14 protein-coding genes are annotated in these 14,563 nt (G+C 75.3%); 8 read left to right on the forward strand and 6 right to left on the reverse strand.

Features of this window, described 5'->3' with window-relative positions; all coding sequences use genetic code 11:
- The first annotated feature begins 30 nt into the window (after nucleotides 1–30).
- The gene (locus ACFU9A_RS03905; protein ID WP_430573952.1) at nucleotides 31–1,002 is read left to right on the forward strand and encodes an SH3 domain-containing protein; all 972 of its coding nucleotides are present in this window, start codon (nucleotides 31–33) and stop codon (nucleotides 1,000–1,002) included.
- Nucleotides 1,003–1,059: 57 nt separating this feature from the next.
- On the opposite strand, the gene ACFU9A_RS03910 is transcribed toward ACFU9A_RS03905, so the two are convergent.
- Complete coding sequence (locus ACFU9A_RS03910) at nucleotides 1,060–1,842, reverse strand: SDR family oxidoreductase (protein WP_430573953.1); 783 nt, start codon at nucleotides 1,840–1,842, stop codon at nucleotides 1,060–1,062.
- A gap of 113 nt (nucleotides 1,843–1,955) precedes the next feature.
- Between ACFU9A_RS03910 and ACFU9A_RS03915 the strand changes: the two genes are divergently transcribed.
- Complete coding sequence (locus ACFU9A_RS03915) at nucleotides 1,956–2,795, forward strand: helix-turn-helix transcriptional regulator (RefSeq protein ID WP_430573954.1); 840 nt, start codon at nucleotides 1,956–1,958, stop codon at nucleotides 2,793–2,795.
- Nucleotides 2,796–2,896: 101 nt separating this feature from the next.
- Here ACFU9A_RS03915 and purB read toward each other — a convergent pair whose 3' ends face one another.
- Together purB and ACFU9A_RS03925 are read right to left on the reverse strand one after the other, a co-directional pair.
- Nucleotides 2,897–4,393, reverse strand: coding sequence for an adenylosuccinate lyase (purB, locus tag ACFU9A_RS03920; protein WP_430573955.1), 1,497 nt, complete (start codon nucleotides 4,391–4,393; stop codon nucleotides 2,897–2,899).
- A gap of 56 nt (nucleotides 4,394–4,449) precedes the next feature.
- Nucleotides 4,450–5,835 carry an FAD-binding oxidoreductase gene (locus ACFU9A_RS03925; RefSeq protein ID WP_430573956.1) on the reverse strand — a complete coding sequence of 462 codons (1,386 nt, stop codon included), beginning with the start codon at nucleotides 5,833–5,835 and terminating at the stop codon, nucleotides 4,450–4,452.
- Nucleotides 5,836–5,954: 119 nt separating this feature from the next.
- Between ACFU9A_RS03925 and ACFU9A_RS03930 the strand changes: the two genes are divergently transcribed.
- The 3 genes from ACFU9A_RS03930 to ACFU9A_RS03940 all read left to right on the forward strand — a co-directional run bounded on the left by ACFU9A_RS03930 (nucleotide 5,955) and on the right by ACFU9A_RS03940 (nucleotide 8,911).
- Entirely contained in the window at nucleotides 5,955–6,839 is an 885-nt protein-coding gene (locus ACFU9A_RS03930) for a sigma-70 family RNA polymerase sigma factor (protein ID WP_430573957.1), read from the forward strand.
- Nucleotides 6,840–6,950: 111 nt separating this feature from the next.
- The gene (locus ACFU9A_RS03935; protein ID WP_430573958.1) at nucleotides 6,951–7,217 is read left to right on the forward strand and encodes a hypothetical protein; all 267 of its coding nucleotides are present in this window, start codon (nucleotides 6,951–6,953) and stop codon (nucleotides 7,215–7,217) included.
- Nucleotides 7,214–8,911 carry a hypothetical protein gene (locus tag ACFU9A_RS03940; RefSeq protein ID WP_430573959.1) on the forward strand — a complete coding sequence of 566 codons (1,698 nt, stop codon included), beginning with the start codon at nucleotides 7,214–7,216 and terminating at the stop codon, nucleotides 8,909–8,911. The genes ACFU9A_RS03935 and ACFU9A_RS03940 overlap by 4 nt, the downstream gene beginning before the upstream one ends.
- A gap of 16 nt (nucleotides 8,912–8,927) precedes the next feature.
- Here ACFU9A_RS03940 and ACFU9A_RS03945 read toward each other — a convergent pair whose 3' ends face one another.
- Nucleotides 8,928–9,326, reverse strand: a complete 399-nt coding sequence (locus ACFU9A_RS03945; RefSeq protein ID WP_430573960.1) for a phage holin family protein — start codon at nucleotides 9,324–9,326, stop codon at nucleotides 8,928–8,930.
- A 69-nt stretch (nucleotides 9,327–9,395) separates the two neighbouring features.
- Between ACFU9A_RS03945 and hisC the strand changes: the two genes are divergently transcribed.
- Nucleotides 9,396–10,496 carry a histidinol-phosphate transaminase gene (hisC, locus tag ACFU9A_RS03950; RefSeq protein WP_430573961.1) on the forward strand — a complete coding sequence of 367 codons (1,101 nt, stop codon included), beginning with the start codon at nucleotides 9,396–9,398 and terminating at the stop codon, nucleotides 10,494–10,496.
- 10 nt (nucleotides 10,497–10,506) lie between these two features.
- On the opposite strand, the gene ACFU9A_RS03955 is transcribed toward hisC, so the two are convergent.
- Nucleotides 10,507–12,246, reverse strand: coding sequence for a pyruvate dehydrogenase (locus tag ACFU9A_RS03955; protein WP_430573962.1), 1,740 nt, complete (start codon nucleotides 12,244–12,246; stop codon nucleotides 10,507–10,509).
- 130 nt (nucleotides 12,247–12,376) lie between these two features.
- Between ACFU9A_RS03955 and ACFU9A_RS03960 the strand changes: the two genes are divergently transcribed.
- Nucleotides 12,377–13,111 carry a thiamine pyrophosphate-dependent enzyme gene (locus tag ACFU9A_RS03960; RefSeq protein ID WP_430573963.1) on the forward strand — a complete coding sequence of 245 codons (735 nt, stop codon included), beginning with the start codon at nucleotides 12,377–12,379 and terminating at the stop codon, nucleotides 13,109–13,111.
- Complete coding sequence (locus ACFU9A_RS03965) at nucleotides 13,108–14,070, forward strand: transketolase family protein (RefSeq protein ID WP_430573964.1); 963 nt, start codon at nucleotides 13,108–13,110, stop codon at nucleotides 14,068–14,070. The genes ACFU9A_RS03960 and ACFU9A_RS03965 overlap by 4 nt, the downstream gene beginning before the upstream one ends.
- Here ACFU9A_RS03965 and ACFU9A_RS03970 read toward each other — a convergent pair.
- A complete protein-coding gene (locus ACFU9A_RS03970; RefSeq protein WP_430573965.1) occupies nucleotides 14,051–14,539 on the reverse strand; it encodes a DUF952 domain-containing protein in 489 nt (162 codons plus the stop codon). The two genes, ACFU9A_RS03965 and ACFU9A_RS03970, sit on opposite strands and share 20 nt — an antisense overlap.
- Nucleotides 14,540–14,563: the final 24 nt, after the last annotated feature.

Here is a 14,563-nt window from a genome sequence, read left to right on the forward strand (position 1 = left end):
GCAACGATGCCGAGGCTTGAGGGGGCCGACATGCGCACGGTGCGACGCATCATCACGACCGGGATCACGGCGGGGGTCGCCGGCGTCCTGGCGCTCACGACCGGGGTGGCGGGAGCGGGGGCGGCGTCCGCCGCCGTCCGACCGCTGCCCGACAAGTCCTACGGGCTCTCGTCCTACTACGGCCCACGCTGCATGCCGATCAAGTCGGCGTCGGCGTACCACCTGGGCCAGGACATGAGCGCGTCCAGGGGCACGGACATCAAGTCCGTCGCGGCGGGGACGGTCGTCAAGGCCGGCTCCGCGCCCGGCTTCGGGCAGGTCGTCGTCGTGCGGTCGAGCGTCGACGGCGGCAAGGTCTACGCCGTCTACGGCCACGTCGTCGACGGGGACCGCTACGTCAAGACCGGCAAGAGCGTGAAGCGCGGCCAGCACATCGCCGACGTCGGGAGCTCGGGCACGTCCACGGCGCCGCACCTGCACCTGGAGATCTGGAAGGGCGCGTACAAGGGCTCCGGGAAGACCTCGGACCCCCTGACCTGGATGAAGAACCACGGGGCGTCGCTCACCGCCGGCGCGGCCTGGGCCGCCAAGCGCGTCGTGCCGACGTCGTGCACCTACTGGACGACCACCACCGTGAACCTGCGCTCCGGGCCCAGCACGAGCTACCGGGTGCTCAAGACGGTCAAGGTCAACCGCAAGCTCACCGCCAAGCCGGGCGCCAGCTCCGGCGTGTGGCGCAAGGTGACCTACAGCGGCACGACAGGCTGGATGCACGCCGACTACGTGTCGCCCGGGCTCACCTCGCTGGGCACCCGCTACGTCCAGGTGAACGGCCTGCGCCTGCGGGCGAAGCCGAGCACGAGCTCCGCGATCCTCACGTCCATGAACAAGGGCAAGGCCGTCAAGAAGATCTGGCCCACCGCGGACGGGTGGGTGAAGGTCTACGTCGACGGCAAGCAGGGCTTCGTCGCGGCGAAGTACCTCGGCATGAAGAAGCCCTGACCGGGCCGTCGTCGAGCCCGCAGGGACGGTGGTCCCGGCGGGCTCGACGCGCGTCGGTCAGGCGGCGTGCGGGTCGGTCGCGCGCGGGTCGGAGGCGTTGAGCCGCGCGACCGTCGCGTCGTACGCGCCCGACGTCTCCGCGAACCGCAGGAACTTCACGCCCTCGACCAGGACCTCGTGCGCGTCGGGGCGGGCCGCGAGCAGCTCGACCACCTCGTCCGCGAACGCGTCGAGCGGCATCGCGACCGGGCTGTGCTCCTGCCCCGGCATGAGGGCCGTCCGCACGGCCGGGGGCACGATCTCGACCACCTGCACGCCCGCGGGCTCCAGCTGCAGCCGGATGCCCTCGCTGAGGCGGTGGACCGCCGCCTTGGTCGCGTTGTAGGTGGGCGTCACCGCGAGCGGCACGTGCGCCAGCCCGGACGAGACGGTGACGAACGCGGCGCCCGCCCCCGGGCGCGTGCGCAGGTGCGGCAGGAAGGCCGCAGCGAGCCGGATCGGGCCGAGCAGGTTGGTGACGACGGTCCGCTCGGCGACGGCGAGGAAGTCCGGCGACGTCCAGTCCTCGGCCTGCATGATCCCTGCCATCGCGACGACGACGTCGAGGTCCGGGTGCCGGGCGAGCACCTCGTCCCGGGCCGCCTCGATGCTCGCGGGGTCCGCCGTGTCGATACGGACGGCGTCGATCCCGGGATGGGCGGCCACGATCTCGTCGAGGAGGGCGGTGCGGCGGCCGCCCACGATCACGGTGCTGCCGCGGGCCCGGAGGCGCAGGGCCAGGGCGAGGCCGATGCCGCTCGTCGCGCCGGGGATGAAGACGGTGCTGCGGGTGATGTCCATGCCGTCCACCGTGCGTCGTGCGCCGCCGGGGCGGGAGAGGAGCGGTCATCGGGGGACCGGCGGTCCCTGGCTGCGGTCTGGTCGTCCCGCCGGCGGCGGCGGACGATGGGCGCATGGACCGTGCCGCCCTCGCCGAGTTCCTCCGCCGTCGTCGTGCCGCGGTGCAGCCCGCCGACGTCGGCCTCCCCGCCGGCGCGCGACGCCGCACCGCCGGCCTGCGGCGGGAGGAGGTCGCGGCGCTCGCGGCGATGTCCGCGGACTACTACACGCGGCTCGAGCAGCAGCGCGGGCCGCAGCCCAGCGAGCAGATGCTGGCGTCGCTCGCGCGGGCCCTGCGGCTCACCGACGACGAGCGGGACTACCTGTTCCGCGTCGCCGGCCGCGGGGCGCCGGACCGCGTGACGATGTCGTCGCACGTGTCGCCCGCGCTGCTGCGCGTGCTCGACCGGCTGTCCGACACCCCCGCCCTCGTGCTGTCCGCGCTCGGCGAGACACTGGTGGCGAACGACCTCGCCGTCGCGCTGCTCGGCGACCGGTCCGCGCTGACCGGCTGGGCGCGCAGCGACGTCTACCGCTGGTTCACCGACCCGGACGAGCGGCTCCTGTACCCCGAGGACGACCGCGACCGGCAGGGCCGCTCGCTCGTCTCCACCCTGCGCGTGGCGCACGGGATGCTCGGCCCGCGCTCGCGGGCGGGGGAGCTCGTGCGGGAGCTGCGCGGGCGCAGCCCCGAGTTCGCCGAGCTCTGGGACCGGCACGAGGTGCACCAGCGCTTCGCGGACCACAAGACCCTGGTGCACCCGGCGGTCGGCCCCGTCGAGCTGGACTGCCAGGTGCTGTTCACCGAGGACCAGACGCAGGCGCTGCTGGTCCTCACCGCCCCGCCCCGCTCCGAGGCGGAGGAGAAGCTCGCGCTGCTCGCCGTCATCGGCAGGCAGGCGATGGCGCGCTGAGCCCGGGCCGACGCCGAACAGGCAGTTGACACCGTGATGGGCCCCAGGTTGGACCCATCACGGTGTCAACTGCCTGTTCGGCGACCGGGGGTGGTGCCGGGTCAGGCCAGGTAGTCCTCGACGAGCCGCGCGGCGATGCCGGTGTACGACGCGGGCGTGAGCTCGGCGAGGCGGGCGGCGACGTCGTCGGGCAGGCCGAGGCCGGCGACGAACTCGCGCATCCGCGCAGCGTCGACGCGCTGGCCGCGGGTGAGCTCCTTGAGGCGCTCGTACGGGTTCTCCATGCCCTCGACACCGGCGACGGAGGCGGCGCGCATCGCCGACTGGACGGGCTCGCCGAGCACCTCCCAGTTGTGGTCGAGGTCGTCGGCCATGAGGGCGGCGTTGACGTTGAGGGCCTTGAGGCCGCGGCGCACGTTGTCGATCGCGAGCAGCGAGTGGCCGAACGCCGGGCCGATGTTGCGCTGCGTGGTGGAGTCGGTGAGGTCGCGCTGCAGGCGGGACGTCACGAGCGTCGCGGACAGGGTGTCGAGCAGCGAGCACGAGATCTCGAGGTTCGCCTCGGCGTTCTCGAACCGGATCGGGTTGACCTTGTGCGGCATGGTCGACGAGCCGGTGGCGCCCGCCACGGGGATCTGCGTGAAGAAGCCCAGCGAGATGTACGTCCACACGTCGGTCGCGAGGTTGTGCAGGATGCGGTTGAAGCGGGCGACGTCGGCGTAGACCTCCGCCTGCCAGTCGTGCGACTCGATCTGCGTCGTCAGCGGGTTCCAGACCAGGCCCAGGTGCTCGACGAACGCCTGGGACACGGCGGGCCAGTCGGCGCCCGGGACGGCGACGACGTGCGCGCCGTAGGTGCCGGTGGCGCCGTTGAGCTTGCCCAGGTACTCCGCGCCCTCGACGCGGCGCAGCTGGCGGCGCAGGCGGTGCGCGAGGACGGCGAGCTCCTTGCCCATCGTCGTCGGCGTGGCGGGCTGCCCGTGCGTGCGGCTGAGCATCGGGACCTCGGCGTGCTCGCGGGCCATGCCGGCGAGCTGGTCGGTCAGCGCGGTCGCGGCGGGCAGCCACACGTCGCGCACGCCGCCCTGCACCATGAGCGCGTACGACAGGTTGTTGATGTCCTCGCTGGTGCACGCGAAGTGCACGAGCTCGCTCGCGGCGGGCAGGCTCGTCGCGTCGCCCAGCGCCTCGGGGGCGACGGCGATGCGGCGCTTGATGAAGTACTCGACGGCCTTGACGTCGTGCACGGTCTCCCGCTCGATGGCGGCCAGCTCGGCGATCTCGTCCGCGCCGAACGTGGCGGGGATCTGCCGCAGGTAGGCGATCTCGGCGTCGGTCAGGGTGGGCGCGCCCGGCACGACGGCGCCGGGTGCCTCGGACGTGCCGTTGCACAGCGTGACCAGCCACTCGACCTCGACGTGGATGCGCGCCCGGTTGAGCGCGGCCTCGCTGAGGTGGTCCACCAGCGGCGCGACGGCGCCGCGGTAGCGGCCGTCGAGCGGCCCGAGGGCGATCGGCGGGGTGACGTCCGCGAGGTTGACGCGGGTCTGGACGTCGGACGGCGAGGTCTGCGGCGCGGGGGAGGTCACGGCCGTCATTCTCCCACGGGCTCCCCGCCCCGCCGCGAGGGTGTTCACGACGGGGCGGGAGCGCCTCAGCCGAGCAGGGGGTAGTTCCCGCGGACGACGCCGCGCGGGTCGCGGGAGCGCTTGAGGTCGCGCAGCCGGGCGAGGGCGGCGTCGTCGTACGCGGCCGCGGCGCTCTCGCCCGGGGCGAGGAACGTGGCGGGCTTGCGCAGCGTGGCGACGCCCGCGAGCTCGGCGGGCAGGGCCTCGAGGCGGTGGCCGACGGCGGCCGCGACCCCCGGCTCGAAGGCCAGGCCGAACGCGTACAGCAGGTACGGCTCGGCGATCGCGCCCAGCGCGCCCGCCCCGGCCCCGGGCGCGGCGAGCGCGCCGCCCAGGTGCCGCAGCTGGACCATGAGGAGCGGCGCGACCGACGTCGTGAACAGGCGCTCCACCGCCTCCCCGTCGATGCCGCGGAGGAGCTCGGAGCGCCCCTTCCCGGCGGCCGGGTCCGTGGGGTCGGCGGTGATGTCGCCGACGTCCGCCAGCCCGACCGGGCCGATCGCGGCGTCCACGCCCGGCCCCAGCGCGCCGGGTACGGCCGCGAACGGTCGCAGCAGCTCGCGCGCCTCCGCGGCGTCGCCCAGGTGGGCGGCGTGCACGACGACGACGGCCGGCGCGCCCGGCGCCTCCACCCGCGAGAGCCACACGGTGAGCTCCGGCGGGGCCGCGGCGGTGACCTCGCGGAAGACGGCGAGCACCTCGGCGGCGTGCTCGGCCGGCCACGCGACCCTGCCGCCCGAGAACGCGGGCACCGGCTCCAGGTCGATCTCCATCGCGGTCACGACGGCGAGGTCGCCGCCCCCGCCGCGCAGCGCCCAGAACAGCTCCGGGTCGGACTGGGCCGTGACGGTCGCCCGCGTGCCCGCCGGGTCGACGACGTCGAACGACCGCACGTGGTCCGCGGCGAGGCCGTGCAGCCGGCTGAACCAGCCGAGCCCGCCGCCGAGGGTGTAGCCGACGGCGCCCACGCCGGGGGCGCTGCCGAGGAGGGTCGTGAGGCCGTGCGGCGCCGCGGCGGCCTGGACCGCGCCCCACGACGCGCCCGCGCCCACGTGGGCCGTGCGGCGCAGCGGGTCCACCTGGACGTCGGCGAGGCGGCCGGTGCGCAGCAGGACGGTGCCCGCCACGTCGCCGGACGCGCCGTGCCCGGTGGACTGGGCGGCCACCGTCAGCCCGGCGGCCGCCGCGTGCCGCACGGTGGCGGCGACGTCGTCGGCGTCGGCCGCCTCCACGACCGCCGCGACCGGCTGCCGCACCGCGAGGTTCCACGGCGTGGACGCCCGGTCGAACGCGTCGCCGCCGGGCAGCAGCAGCCGGCCGGTGAGGTCCGCTGAGAGGTCCGCCGTGAGGTCCGCGGAGAGGGCGGCGGACAGGGCACGGGCCGCGGTGTCGTTCGAGGTCAGGGGGGTCATGCGGGCTCCTCGGTCATGAGCCGGTGTCGGCGACCTGTGCTTGGGTGAGCACGGCTCGGCAGGTACCGGCAGTGGTTGCTGTCATCCCTCTGACACGGCGGGCCGAAGGAGTGTGACCGGTGAGCACGGACCAGCTCATGGCGGACCAGTTCGAGACGTTCCGGCCGCACCTGCGCGCGGTCGCCTACCGCGTCCTGGGCTCCACCGCCGACGCCGAGGACGCCGTGCAGGACGCGTGGGTGCGCGCGCACGCCGCGGGCACCGCGGGGGTGGAGAACCTCGGCGGCTGGCTCACGACGATCGTCGGCCGCGTGGCCCTCAACCTGCTGCGCTCGCGGTCCACCCGCCGCGAGACGGCCTGGGAAGGACCCGGCTGGGACGGGCACCTGCCGGACCTGCTGGTGGCGCCGGTCGACGAGCTGGACGACCCGGAGCGGCGAGCGGTCGAGTCGGACGAGGTCGGCGCCGCGCTGATGGTCGTGCTGGACACGCTGGCCCCGGCCGAGCGCGTCGCCTTCGTGCTGCACGACCAGTTCGCCGTGCCGTTCGAGGAGATCGCGCCCCTCGTGGACCGGTCGCTCCCCGCGACGCGCCAGCTCGCCAGCCGGGCGCGGCGCAAGGTGCGGGACGCCGTGCCCGCGCAGGACGACGTCGCGCGCCGGCGGGAGGTCGTGTCGGCCTACCTCGCCGCGTCGCGGGCGGGCGACCTCGAGGGGCTGGTGGCGCTCCTCGACCCCGAGGTCACCCTGCGTCTCGACTACGGTCCGGGCGAGCTGTCGCGGGTGCTGCGCGGCGCCGCGGCGGTGGCCGGGCAGGCGCGCCTGCACTTCGGCACCGCGCGGTTCTCGCGCCTCGCCCTGGTGGGCGGGTCGCCCGGGCTCGTCACGGTCGTCGAGGACGGGACGGTCTACTCCGTGCTCGCGTTCACCGTGCGCGACGGCCGGGTGGTCGGCATCGACATCCTCTCCGACCCTGAGCGGCTCGGCGGCGTGCTGCCTCGGTAGAGGACGTCTCCGCGGCGCCTCGCGTCGTGCGCGCTGCCCCCAGTCGACCGTTGTCCACAGGGAGCGGGGAGCGGGCGCGGTCGGCACGTCCGTCCGCCTAGCGTCCTGGGCATGTCCTCGCCGCCCTCCCCGTGCCCGCCCGGCCCGCCCGTCCCGACCGCCGCCCTCCGCATCGCGCCGGCGGCCGAGGCGAGGGCGCTCGCGGTCATGGCGTGCCGCGAGGTCGACGACGCCGCGGCGGGCGCCCGCCGAAGCCTCGCCGTCTCCTGGGAGTCGGACGCGGCGGACCGGTTCCGGCAGGAGGTCGCGTCCCTGCTGTCCGGGCTCGGAGCCGACCGGCAGCTCGTGGAGGAGGCGGCGGCGGTGCTGGCCCGGTGAGCGAGCGACTTCCCCCGGCCGAGACGCTGTCCGTCACGGGCGGACGCGGGCTCGCTCGCGTGGACGCCGACGCCGTGCAGGGCGCAGCACTCGTCCTCGACGACACCGCGGACCGGCTGCGCCGGGCGGCCGTGCGGTGCCTCGCCGCCCGGACCGCCCTGCAACGGCGCGAGTGGCAGCACGACCCTGCGGACGGGCTGTTCCCGGCGTCGCCCACGGCGCAGGAGGCCGTCGTCGGCGCCGCGGCCGCGGCCCGGCTCGACGACGCGGCGGCGCGGCTGCACCACCGGGCGTCGAGCGCCGACCGCTGCGCGCGCCGGCTGCGGATCGCCGCCGGCCTCTACCGTGCGGCCGAGACCATGGCGGAGCGCGCCGCCGGTGCCGGGACCAGGCTGCTGGCCACCCTCGGCGGCGCGTGGGTGGGGGTGCGCCTCCTGCCGCTGCAGGGGGTGGCGGCCGGGGCCAGGACCGTGGACCGGCTGGGGTTCGCGGTCCCGTCGGGGGCCGAGGCCGAGGCCGAGGCAGGGGACGAGTCGCGACCGCGGGGCGTCGCCCCGCCCTCGCCCCCCACCGCGGAGGTGGTCGGCGGGCACGACAGCGACGCGGCGAACGCCTGGCGGGTGCTCGCGCCCCAGGCCGACGAGCTGGTCGGCGGCTTCGCCGCCGGCTACTCGCTCTCCGTCCCGTGGCGGTGGCGGGACCTCGAGCGCGGGCTGCGCGAGGGGCCCGCCGCCATGGTCGACGGCACCACCCGGGGCGCCGGCGGGCTCGCCGACCTCGTCGACGCGCTGCTGCCGGCGTCCGAGGTGCGGGTGCTGCCGCTCACGGACGCCGACCTGGCCGGGCCTCCGCTGCCCTGGGCCGGGGCGCCGTCGGGCACCGTCGCGGAGGCGCTCGCCCGACTCGGCGACCTCTATCCCCAGGGCAGCGGGATCGTCGGCCGCCGGGCGGCGGGGGCGCCCGAGGGGACCCTCGCGGTGGAGCGGGTGACCCACACCGACGGGACGACGTCGTGGACCGTGCTGATCCCCGGGACGCAGCCCCTGCTGTCGACCACGAACCCGTTCGACGGAACGACCGACCTGCGGCTCATGGCGCACGAGGGCGCCGACGTGTCCGAGGCGGTCGAGCGGGCCCTCGACGAGGCGGGCGCGGCCGACGACGAACCGGTGGTGCTGGTCGGGCACAGCCTGGGCGGCATCGCGGCGACGGCGCTCGCGGCGTCCCCGAGCTTCCGCGCGAAGCACCCGGTCGGCGGCGTCGTGACCGCGGGCTCCCCGACGGCCACGTTCGCCACGCCGGCGGGGGTGCCGGTGCTGCACCTGGAGAACGACGAGGAGGCGGTGTCGGCGCTGGACGGGCGCTCCGCCGTGCACAACCCGGCGTCCGTCGACCGCGTCACCGTGGCGCGGCGGCTGCTGGACTCGGCCGACCCGGCCGACCGCACGGCGTCGGGGGTCGCCACGCTGGCGCACGCGCTGCCCACGCACCTGCGCACGCTCGCCGCGGTCGAGCGGTCCGGCAACGTGCCGGCGGCCGGCGTGACGCGGCGGCTGGAGCGGCTGCTCGGCGGCACCGGGGCCCGGACGAGGCTCTACGCCGCGCGCCGGGCCGACGCGGACCCGCCGGTGGTGCTGGCGCCCGGGACGACGACGCCCCCGCCGGGAGTCCCGACGGGGGCGACGCTGCACTGAGGCGAGCGGGGCGCGGTCAGCCCCGCTTGGGGGCGAACGCCCCGATGATCGCCTGCAGCACCGCGAGGATGAGGGCGATCCAGATGAACCACCAGAAGCCGCCGCTCACGTCGACGCCCCAGTCGCCGAACCATCCCTGGTCGGTGATCCAGGTGGTGAGCCACAGCACGAAGGCGTTGATGACGAGGTAGAAGAGCCCCAGCGTGAGGATGAGGAGCGGGATCGAGATGATGCTGACGATCGGCTTCACGAAGCTGCTGATGATGGTGAACACCAGCGCGACGCCGAGGATCGCGAGGACGTAGGTCAGCAGGTTGTCGCCGTCGTACGCGGGCTTGATCTCGAGGTTGGTGAAGATCAGGTCGCTCAGCCACAACGCCACAGCCGTGACAAGGGTGCGGACGATGAAGTTCATGCGGCCATCGTGGCACGTCAGCGCCCGGACCTGGGGGAGGGTGGCGGCGGGGTGGCATCCTTGACCGCTGTGACCTCCCCCGCTGACTCGCCGGTCGTCCAGAGCCCCGCCGTCCCCCTGCGCGCCGCCGTCGCCGCGCTGCCCGCGTACGTGCCGGGCGCCCGGCCCGCCGAGGGCGCGAAGCTGTGGAAGCTGTCGTCGAACGAGAACCCGTACCCGCCGCTGCCCTCCGTCCTCGAGGCGATCACCCGGGCCGCGGAGCAGACCAACCGCTACCCGGACATGTACGCCACGGAGCTGGTCGAGGCGCTCGCGGACCACGTGGGCGTGCCGGCCGAGCAGGTCGTGGTGGGCAACGGCTCGGTGGCGGTGCTCGGGCACGTGCTGCAGGCGGTCGTGGAGCACGGCGACGAGGTCGTGTTCCCGTGGCGCTCGTTCGAGGCGTACCCGATCGTGGTCGCGGTCGCGGGCGGCACCGCCGTGACCGTCCCCGTGGCCGCCGACGGCCGGCTCGACCTGCCCGCCATGGCCGCCGCCGTCACGCCGCGCACCCGCGTCGTCATGGTCTGCACGCCCAACAACCCGACCGGCCCGGTGGTGCACGCCGACGAGCTCGAGGCGTTCCTCGCCGAGGTGCCGCGCGACGTGCTCGTGATCGTCGACGAGGCGTACCTCGAGTTCGTCCGCGACCCGCAGGCGCCCGACGGCGTCGACCTCCTGCGCCGGTACGCGAACGTCGTCCTGCTGCGCACGTTGTCGAAGGCGTACGGCCTGGCGGGCCTGCGCGTCGGGTACGCGGTCGCGGAGCCGCGCCTGGCCGCCGGGATCCGTGCCGTGTCGACGCCGTTCGGCGTCAACCACATCGCCCAGCGTGCCGCCCTCGCGTCGCTGGAGCCCGTCGCGCAGGAGGAGCTGCGCGTGCGGGTCGACGCGCTGGTCGCCGAGCGCGCCCGCGTGACCGCCGCGCTGCGCGAGCAGGGCTGGGACCTGCCCGAGACGCACGCCAACTTCGTGTGGTTCCCCCTGGGCGGGGAGACCATGGCCCGCGCCGCCGAGGCGACCGCCGCCGGCGTCCTCGTGCGGCCGTTCGCCGGCGACGGCCTGCGCGTGAGCATCGGCGAGATCGAGGCGAACGACGCCTTCCTCGCCGTCGCCGCCGCCTGGCGGTGACGACAGGCGGTCAGCGGGGCAGGTTGCGCAGGTTCGAGCGGGCCAGGGACATGACCTCGCCCATGCCGCCGCCGAAGATCTCCTTGGTCATGGCGGTGGCGAACCCGCGGATCTGGCCGGACGTGATGGACGGCGGGATCGACAGGGCGTTCGGGTCGGTGACCACCTCGATGAGCGCGGGGCCCTTGCGGTCGAGGCCGTCCTTGAGGGCGCGGCGCAGGTCCTTCGGCCGCTCGACGCGCACGGCGGGGATGCCGATGGCGGTGGCGATCGCGCGGTAGTCCACCGGCGGGGAGTCGGTGCCGTAGGAGGGCAGGCCCTCCACGAGCATCTCGAGCTTCACCATGCCGAGCGTCGCGTTGTTGAAGACGACGACTTTCACCGGCAGGTCGTAGGTGCGCACGGTGATGAGCTCGCCGAGCAGCATGGACAGGCCGCCGTCGCCGGCGAGAGCCACGACCTGCCGCCCGGGCTGCGCGAACGCGGCCCCGATGGCGTGCGGCAGGGCGTTCGCCATCGACCCGTGGATGAAGGACCCGATGACGCGCCGCTTCCCGTTGGGCGTGAGGTACCGGGCGGCCCACACGTTGTTCATGCCGGTGTCGACGGTGAACACGGCGTCGTCGGCCGCGGTCTCGTCGAGCTGCACGGCCGCGTACTCGGGGTGGATGGGCGTGTGCTTCTCCACGTTGCGCGTGTACGCGCCGACCACCTTGGTCATGATCCCGGCGTGCTTGTCGACCATCGAGCGCAGGAACTTGCGGTCCCGCTTGCGCTGGATCAACGGGTTGAGGATCCGGAGGGTCTCGCCGACGTCGCCGTGCACGGGCAGGTCGAGCCGGGTGCGGCGGCCCAGGTGCGAGGCGTCGACGTCGATCTGCGCGGTCCGGACGTCGCTCGGCAGGAACGAGTCGTAGGGGAAGTCGGTGCCGACGAGGATCAGCAGGTCGGCGGACTGCATCGCCTCGTGGCAGGAGCCGTAGCCGAGGAGCCCGGACATGCCGACGTCGTGGGGGTTCTCGTACTGGATGATCTCCTTGCCGCGCAGCGAGTGGCCGATCGGCGCGGCGGCGAGGTCGGCGAGCTCGAGCACCTCCTCGCGCGAGCCGCGTGCGCCCGCGCCGACGAACAGCGTGACCTTCCTGGCCTTGTTGATCGCGTCGGCCAGGGCCCCGACGTCGGCGTCGTTCGGCACGATCCGGGCCGGGCAGGCGCCGGGCACGAGGATCGGGGCGGCATCGTCGGGCACCCGCTGGTCGGCGACGTCGCCCGGCAGGGTCAGCACCGCGACGCCCGGGGCCGAGAGCGCGTGCTGGATGGCGGACCGCGTCACGCGGGGGAGCTGGGCCGCCGTCGAGATCATCTCCGAGAACACCGAGGCCTCGGTGAAGATGCGGTCGGGGTGCGTCTCCTGGAAGAACTGCGTGCCGATCTGCGGGCTGGGGATGTGCGACGCGATGGCGAGCACGGGCAGCCGGGACCGGTTCGCGTCGTAGAGGCCGTTGATGAGGTGCAGGTTGCCCGGCCCGCACGACCCGGCGCAGACGGCGAGCTCGCCCGTGACCTCCGCGTCGGCGGCGGCCGCGAAGGCGGCGGCCTCCTCGTGGCGCACGTGCACCCAGTCGATGCCCTCGGTGCGGCGCACGGCGTCGACGACGGGGTTCAGGGAGTCCCCGACGATCCCGTAGATGCGCTTCACTCCGGCGGCGACGAGCTGGTCGACGAGGTGTTCGGCGACGGTGCGGGCCATGACGAGACCTCCTGGTGACGGCGGTGGGTCCGTCTCGATCCTGCCCCGGGCGGCGGGGTTCCGCAGGACGTCCGGCGTGACGTCGCCCACCCCTTGACCTCAACAATGGTTGAGGTCGCAGCATCGAGGCATGACGACGACAAGCACCCCGCCGGCCGGGCCGGTCGAGGCCCCCGTGAGCGTCCCGCAGCACGTGCGCGACCTCGTCGCCCGCGTGACCGGCGACGAGAAGCACGACCCCAGCGCGCACTCGACGCTCGACGTCGTGTGGGCGCTGTACGACCGGGTGCTCCGCGTCGACCCGGCGCACCCGGACGATCCCGACCGCGACCGCTTCCTGCTCTCCAAGGGGCACGGCCCGGCGTCCACCTACGCCGTGCTCGCCGCGAAGGGGTTCTTCCCGACGGCGTGGCTCGACGACGTCGCGTCGTTCGACTCGCCGCTGGGCCACCACCCCGACCGCACCCTGGTGCCGGGCATCGAGATCGGCAGCGGCTCGCTGGGGCACGGCCTGCCGATCGGGGTCGGCCTCGCCCTCGGGCTGCGCGGTCGGTCGCCGGCGCGCGTCGTGGTGCTGGTGGGCGACGCCGAGCTCGACGAGGGCAGCAACGCCGAGGCGATCCAGGTGGCCGGCCGGTTCGGCCTCGGCAACCTCACGTGCGTCGTGGTGGACAACCACAGCGACAGCCTGGGCTGGCTGGGCGGCATCGCGTCCCGGTTCGCGCTCGAGGGCTGGGCGGCTGCGGAGGCGCGCACGTCCGACACGCCCCGCCTGACCGCCGCGCTGCGGCACGCGGAGGCCGACCGGCCGACGGTCGTGGTGGTCGACACCACCCCGGCCCGCGCGAACGGGGTGGCGGCATGACCGCGCAGGTGGAGGCCCGGCAGGTGGCGGCGGCCCCCGAGCCGGACCAGCGTGCCCGGTTCTACGCCGAGCTCGGCCCGGTGCTGGACGCGCACCCGGACGTCGACGTGGTCCTGGCCGTCATCGGCTCGGGGTACCTGGGCCGCGCGATCGAGCGGCACCCGGACCGCGTGATCGACGTCGGGATCCGGGAGCAGGCGCTGGTCGGCATGGCCGGGGGGCTCGCCCTGGCCGGCCGCCGCCCGATCGTGCACACGTTCGCGTCGTTCCTGGTGGAGCGGGCGTACGAGCAGGTCAAGCTGGACCTCGGCCACCAGGACGTCGGCGCCGTGCTCGTGAGCGCGGGCGCGTCCTACGACGTGTCCGCGGGCGGCCGCACCCACCAGGCCCCCGCCGACGTGGCGCTGATCTCCGCGCTGCCCGGCTGGACGGTGCACGTGCCGGGCCACGCCGACGAGGTCGCGGAGATCCTGCACCGCGAGGCGGCGGGCACGGGGCGCGTCTACGTGCGCCTGTCGGGGCAGCGCAACGCCCGCCCGGGGCCCGTCGACGGCCGGCTGCACCTGGTGCGCGACCGCGCCGGCGTCGGGACCGGCGAGGCGCCCCTCGTCGTCGCCGTCGGGCCGATGCTCGACACCGTCCTCGAGGCCACCGCCGACCTCCCCGTCCGCGTGGCGTGGACGGCCACCCCGCACCCGCTCGACGCGCAGGGGCTGCGCGCCCTGCTGCCCGCGGGCCCCGGCGCGGCGCCGTCGCTCGCCGTCGTCGAGCCGTACCTGGAGGGCACGAGCGCCGCCGCCGTGGCGGCCGCGCTGGCCGACCGCCCGAGCCGCGTGCTGCACGTGGGCGTCCCCGGCGAGGCCGAGCTGCGCCGCTACGGCACGCCGCGCGACCACGCCGCGGCGCACGGCCTCGACGCGGCGGGCATGCGCCGCCGGGTCACGACCCTGCTGGGCTGACCCCCGGGCCGGCCTCGCGCGCCGCCTCGAGTGTTGCCTCGAGCGCCGCCTCGAGCGCCGCCTCGAGCGCCGCCTCGGGGGCCGTCTCGCGGACGTCGAGGCCGGAGAGGTCGGGGGCGGCCCACCCGTCCGGGCCGCGCCCGACCTCCAGGACGGCGACCACCGTCGCGCGGTCCATCGGCAGCACGGCGCCGATGCGGGGCGCGGGCCCGCCCGCCGCGGGCTCCCAGCGCACCGGGATCCCCTGGTCGGCGAGGGCGTCCTCGTCGATCACGGCGAGCACCAGCGCCTCGGTGGCGTCGCCGTAGACGTCGCGCAGCACGGCAGGCAGGCCGCCCGCCGTGGTCGCGTGGATGTGGCCCGCGTCGTCGAACAGGGTGCGCCGCGTGGCGACGTCGTAATCCCCGAACCGCCCGCACGCCTCCCAGTCGTCGCTGAAGGCCACGTGCAGCAGCCGTCGTCCACCCATCGGTCCTCCTCGTGTGGTGCGGCG

The organism is Isoptericola sp. NPDC057653 (assembly GCF_042799955.1).
Taxonomy (GTDB): Bacteria; Actinomycetota; Actinomycetes; order Actinomycetales; family Cellulomonadaceae; genus Isoptericola.

Coding starts and splice junctions, on each gene's coding strand:
- ACFU9A_RS03960 (WP_430573963.1), top strand. CDS start 12,377: ATGACGACGACAAGCACCCCGCCGGCCGGGCCGGTCGAGGCCCCCGTG.
- ACFU9A_RS03905 (WP_430573952.1), top strand. CDS start 31: ATGCGCACGGTGCGACGCATCATCACGACCGGGATCACGGCGGGGGTC.
- ACFU9A_RS03970 (WP_430573965.1), bottom strand. CDS start 14,539: ATGGGTGGACGACGGCTGCTGCACGTGGCCTTCAGCGACGACTGGGAG.
- ACFU9A_RS03935 (WP_430573958.1), top strand. CDS start 6,951: ATGTCCTCGCCGCCCTCCCCGTGCCCGCCCGGCCCGCCCGTCCCGACC.
- ACFU9A_RS03965 (WP_430573964.1), top strand. CDS start 13,108: ATGACCGCGCAGGTGGAGGCCCGGCAGGTGGCGGCGGCCCCCGAGCCG.
- ACFU9A_RS03915 (WP_430573954.1), top strand. CDS start 1,956: ATGGACCGTGCCGCCCTCGCCGAGTTCCTCCGCCGTCGTCGTGCCGCG.
- purB (WP_430573955.1), bottom strand. CDS start 4,393: ATGACGGCCGTGACCTCCCCCGCGCCGCAGACCTCGCCGTCCGACGTC.
- ACFU9A_RS03910 (WP_430573953.1), bottom strand. CDS start 1,842: ATGGACATCACCCGCAGCACCGTCTTCATCCCCGGCGCGACGAGCGGC.
- ACFU9A_RS03925 (WP_430573956.1), bottom strand. CDS start 5,835: ATGACCCCCCTGACCTCGAACGACACCGCGGCCCGTGCCCTGTCCGCC.
- ACFU9A_RS03955 (WP_430573962.1), bottom strand. CDS start 12,246: ATGGCCCGCACCGTCGCCGAACACCTCGTCGACCAGCTCGTCGCCGCC.
- ACFU9A_RS03945 (WP_430573960.1), bottom strand. CDS start 9,326: ATGAACTTCATCGTCCGCACCCTTGTCACGGCTGTGGCGTTGTGGCTG.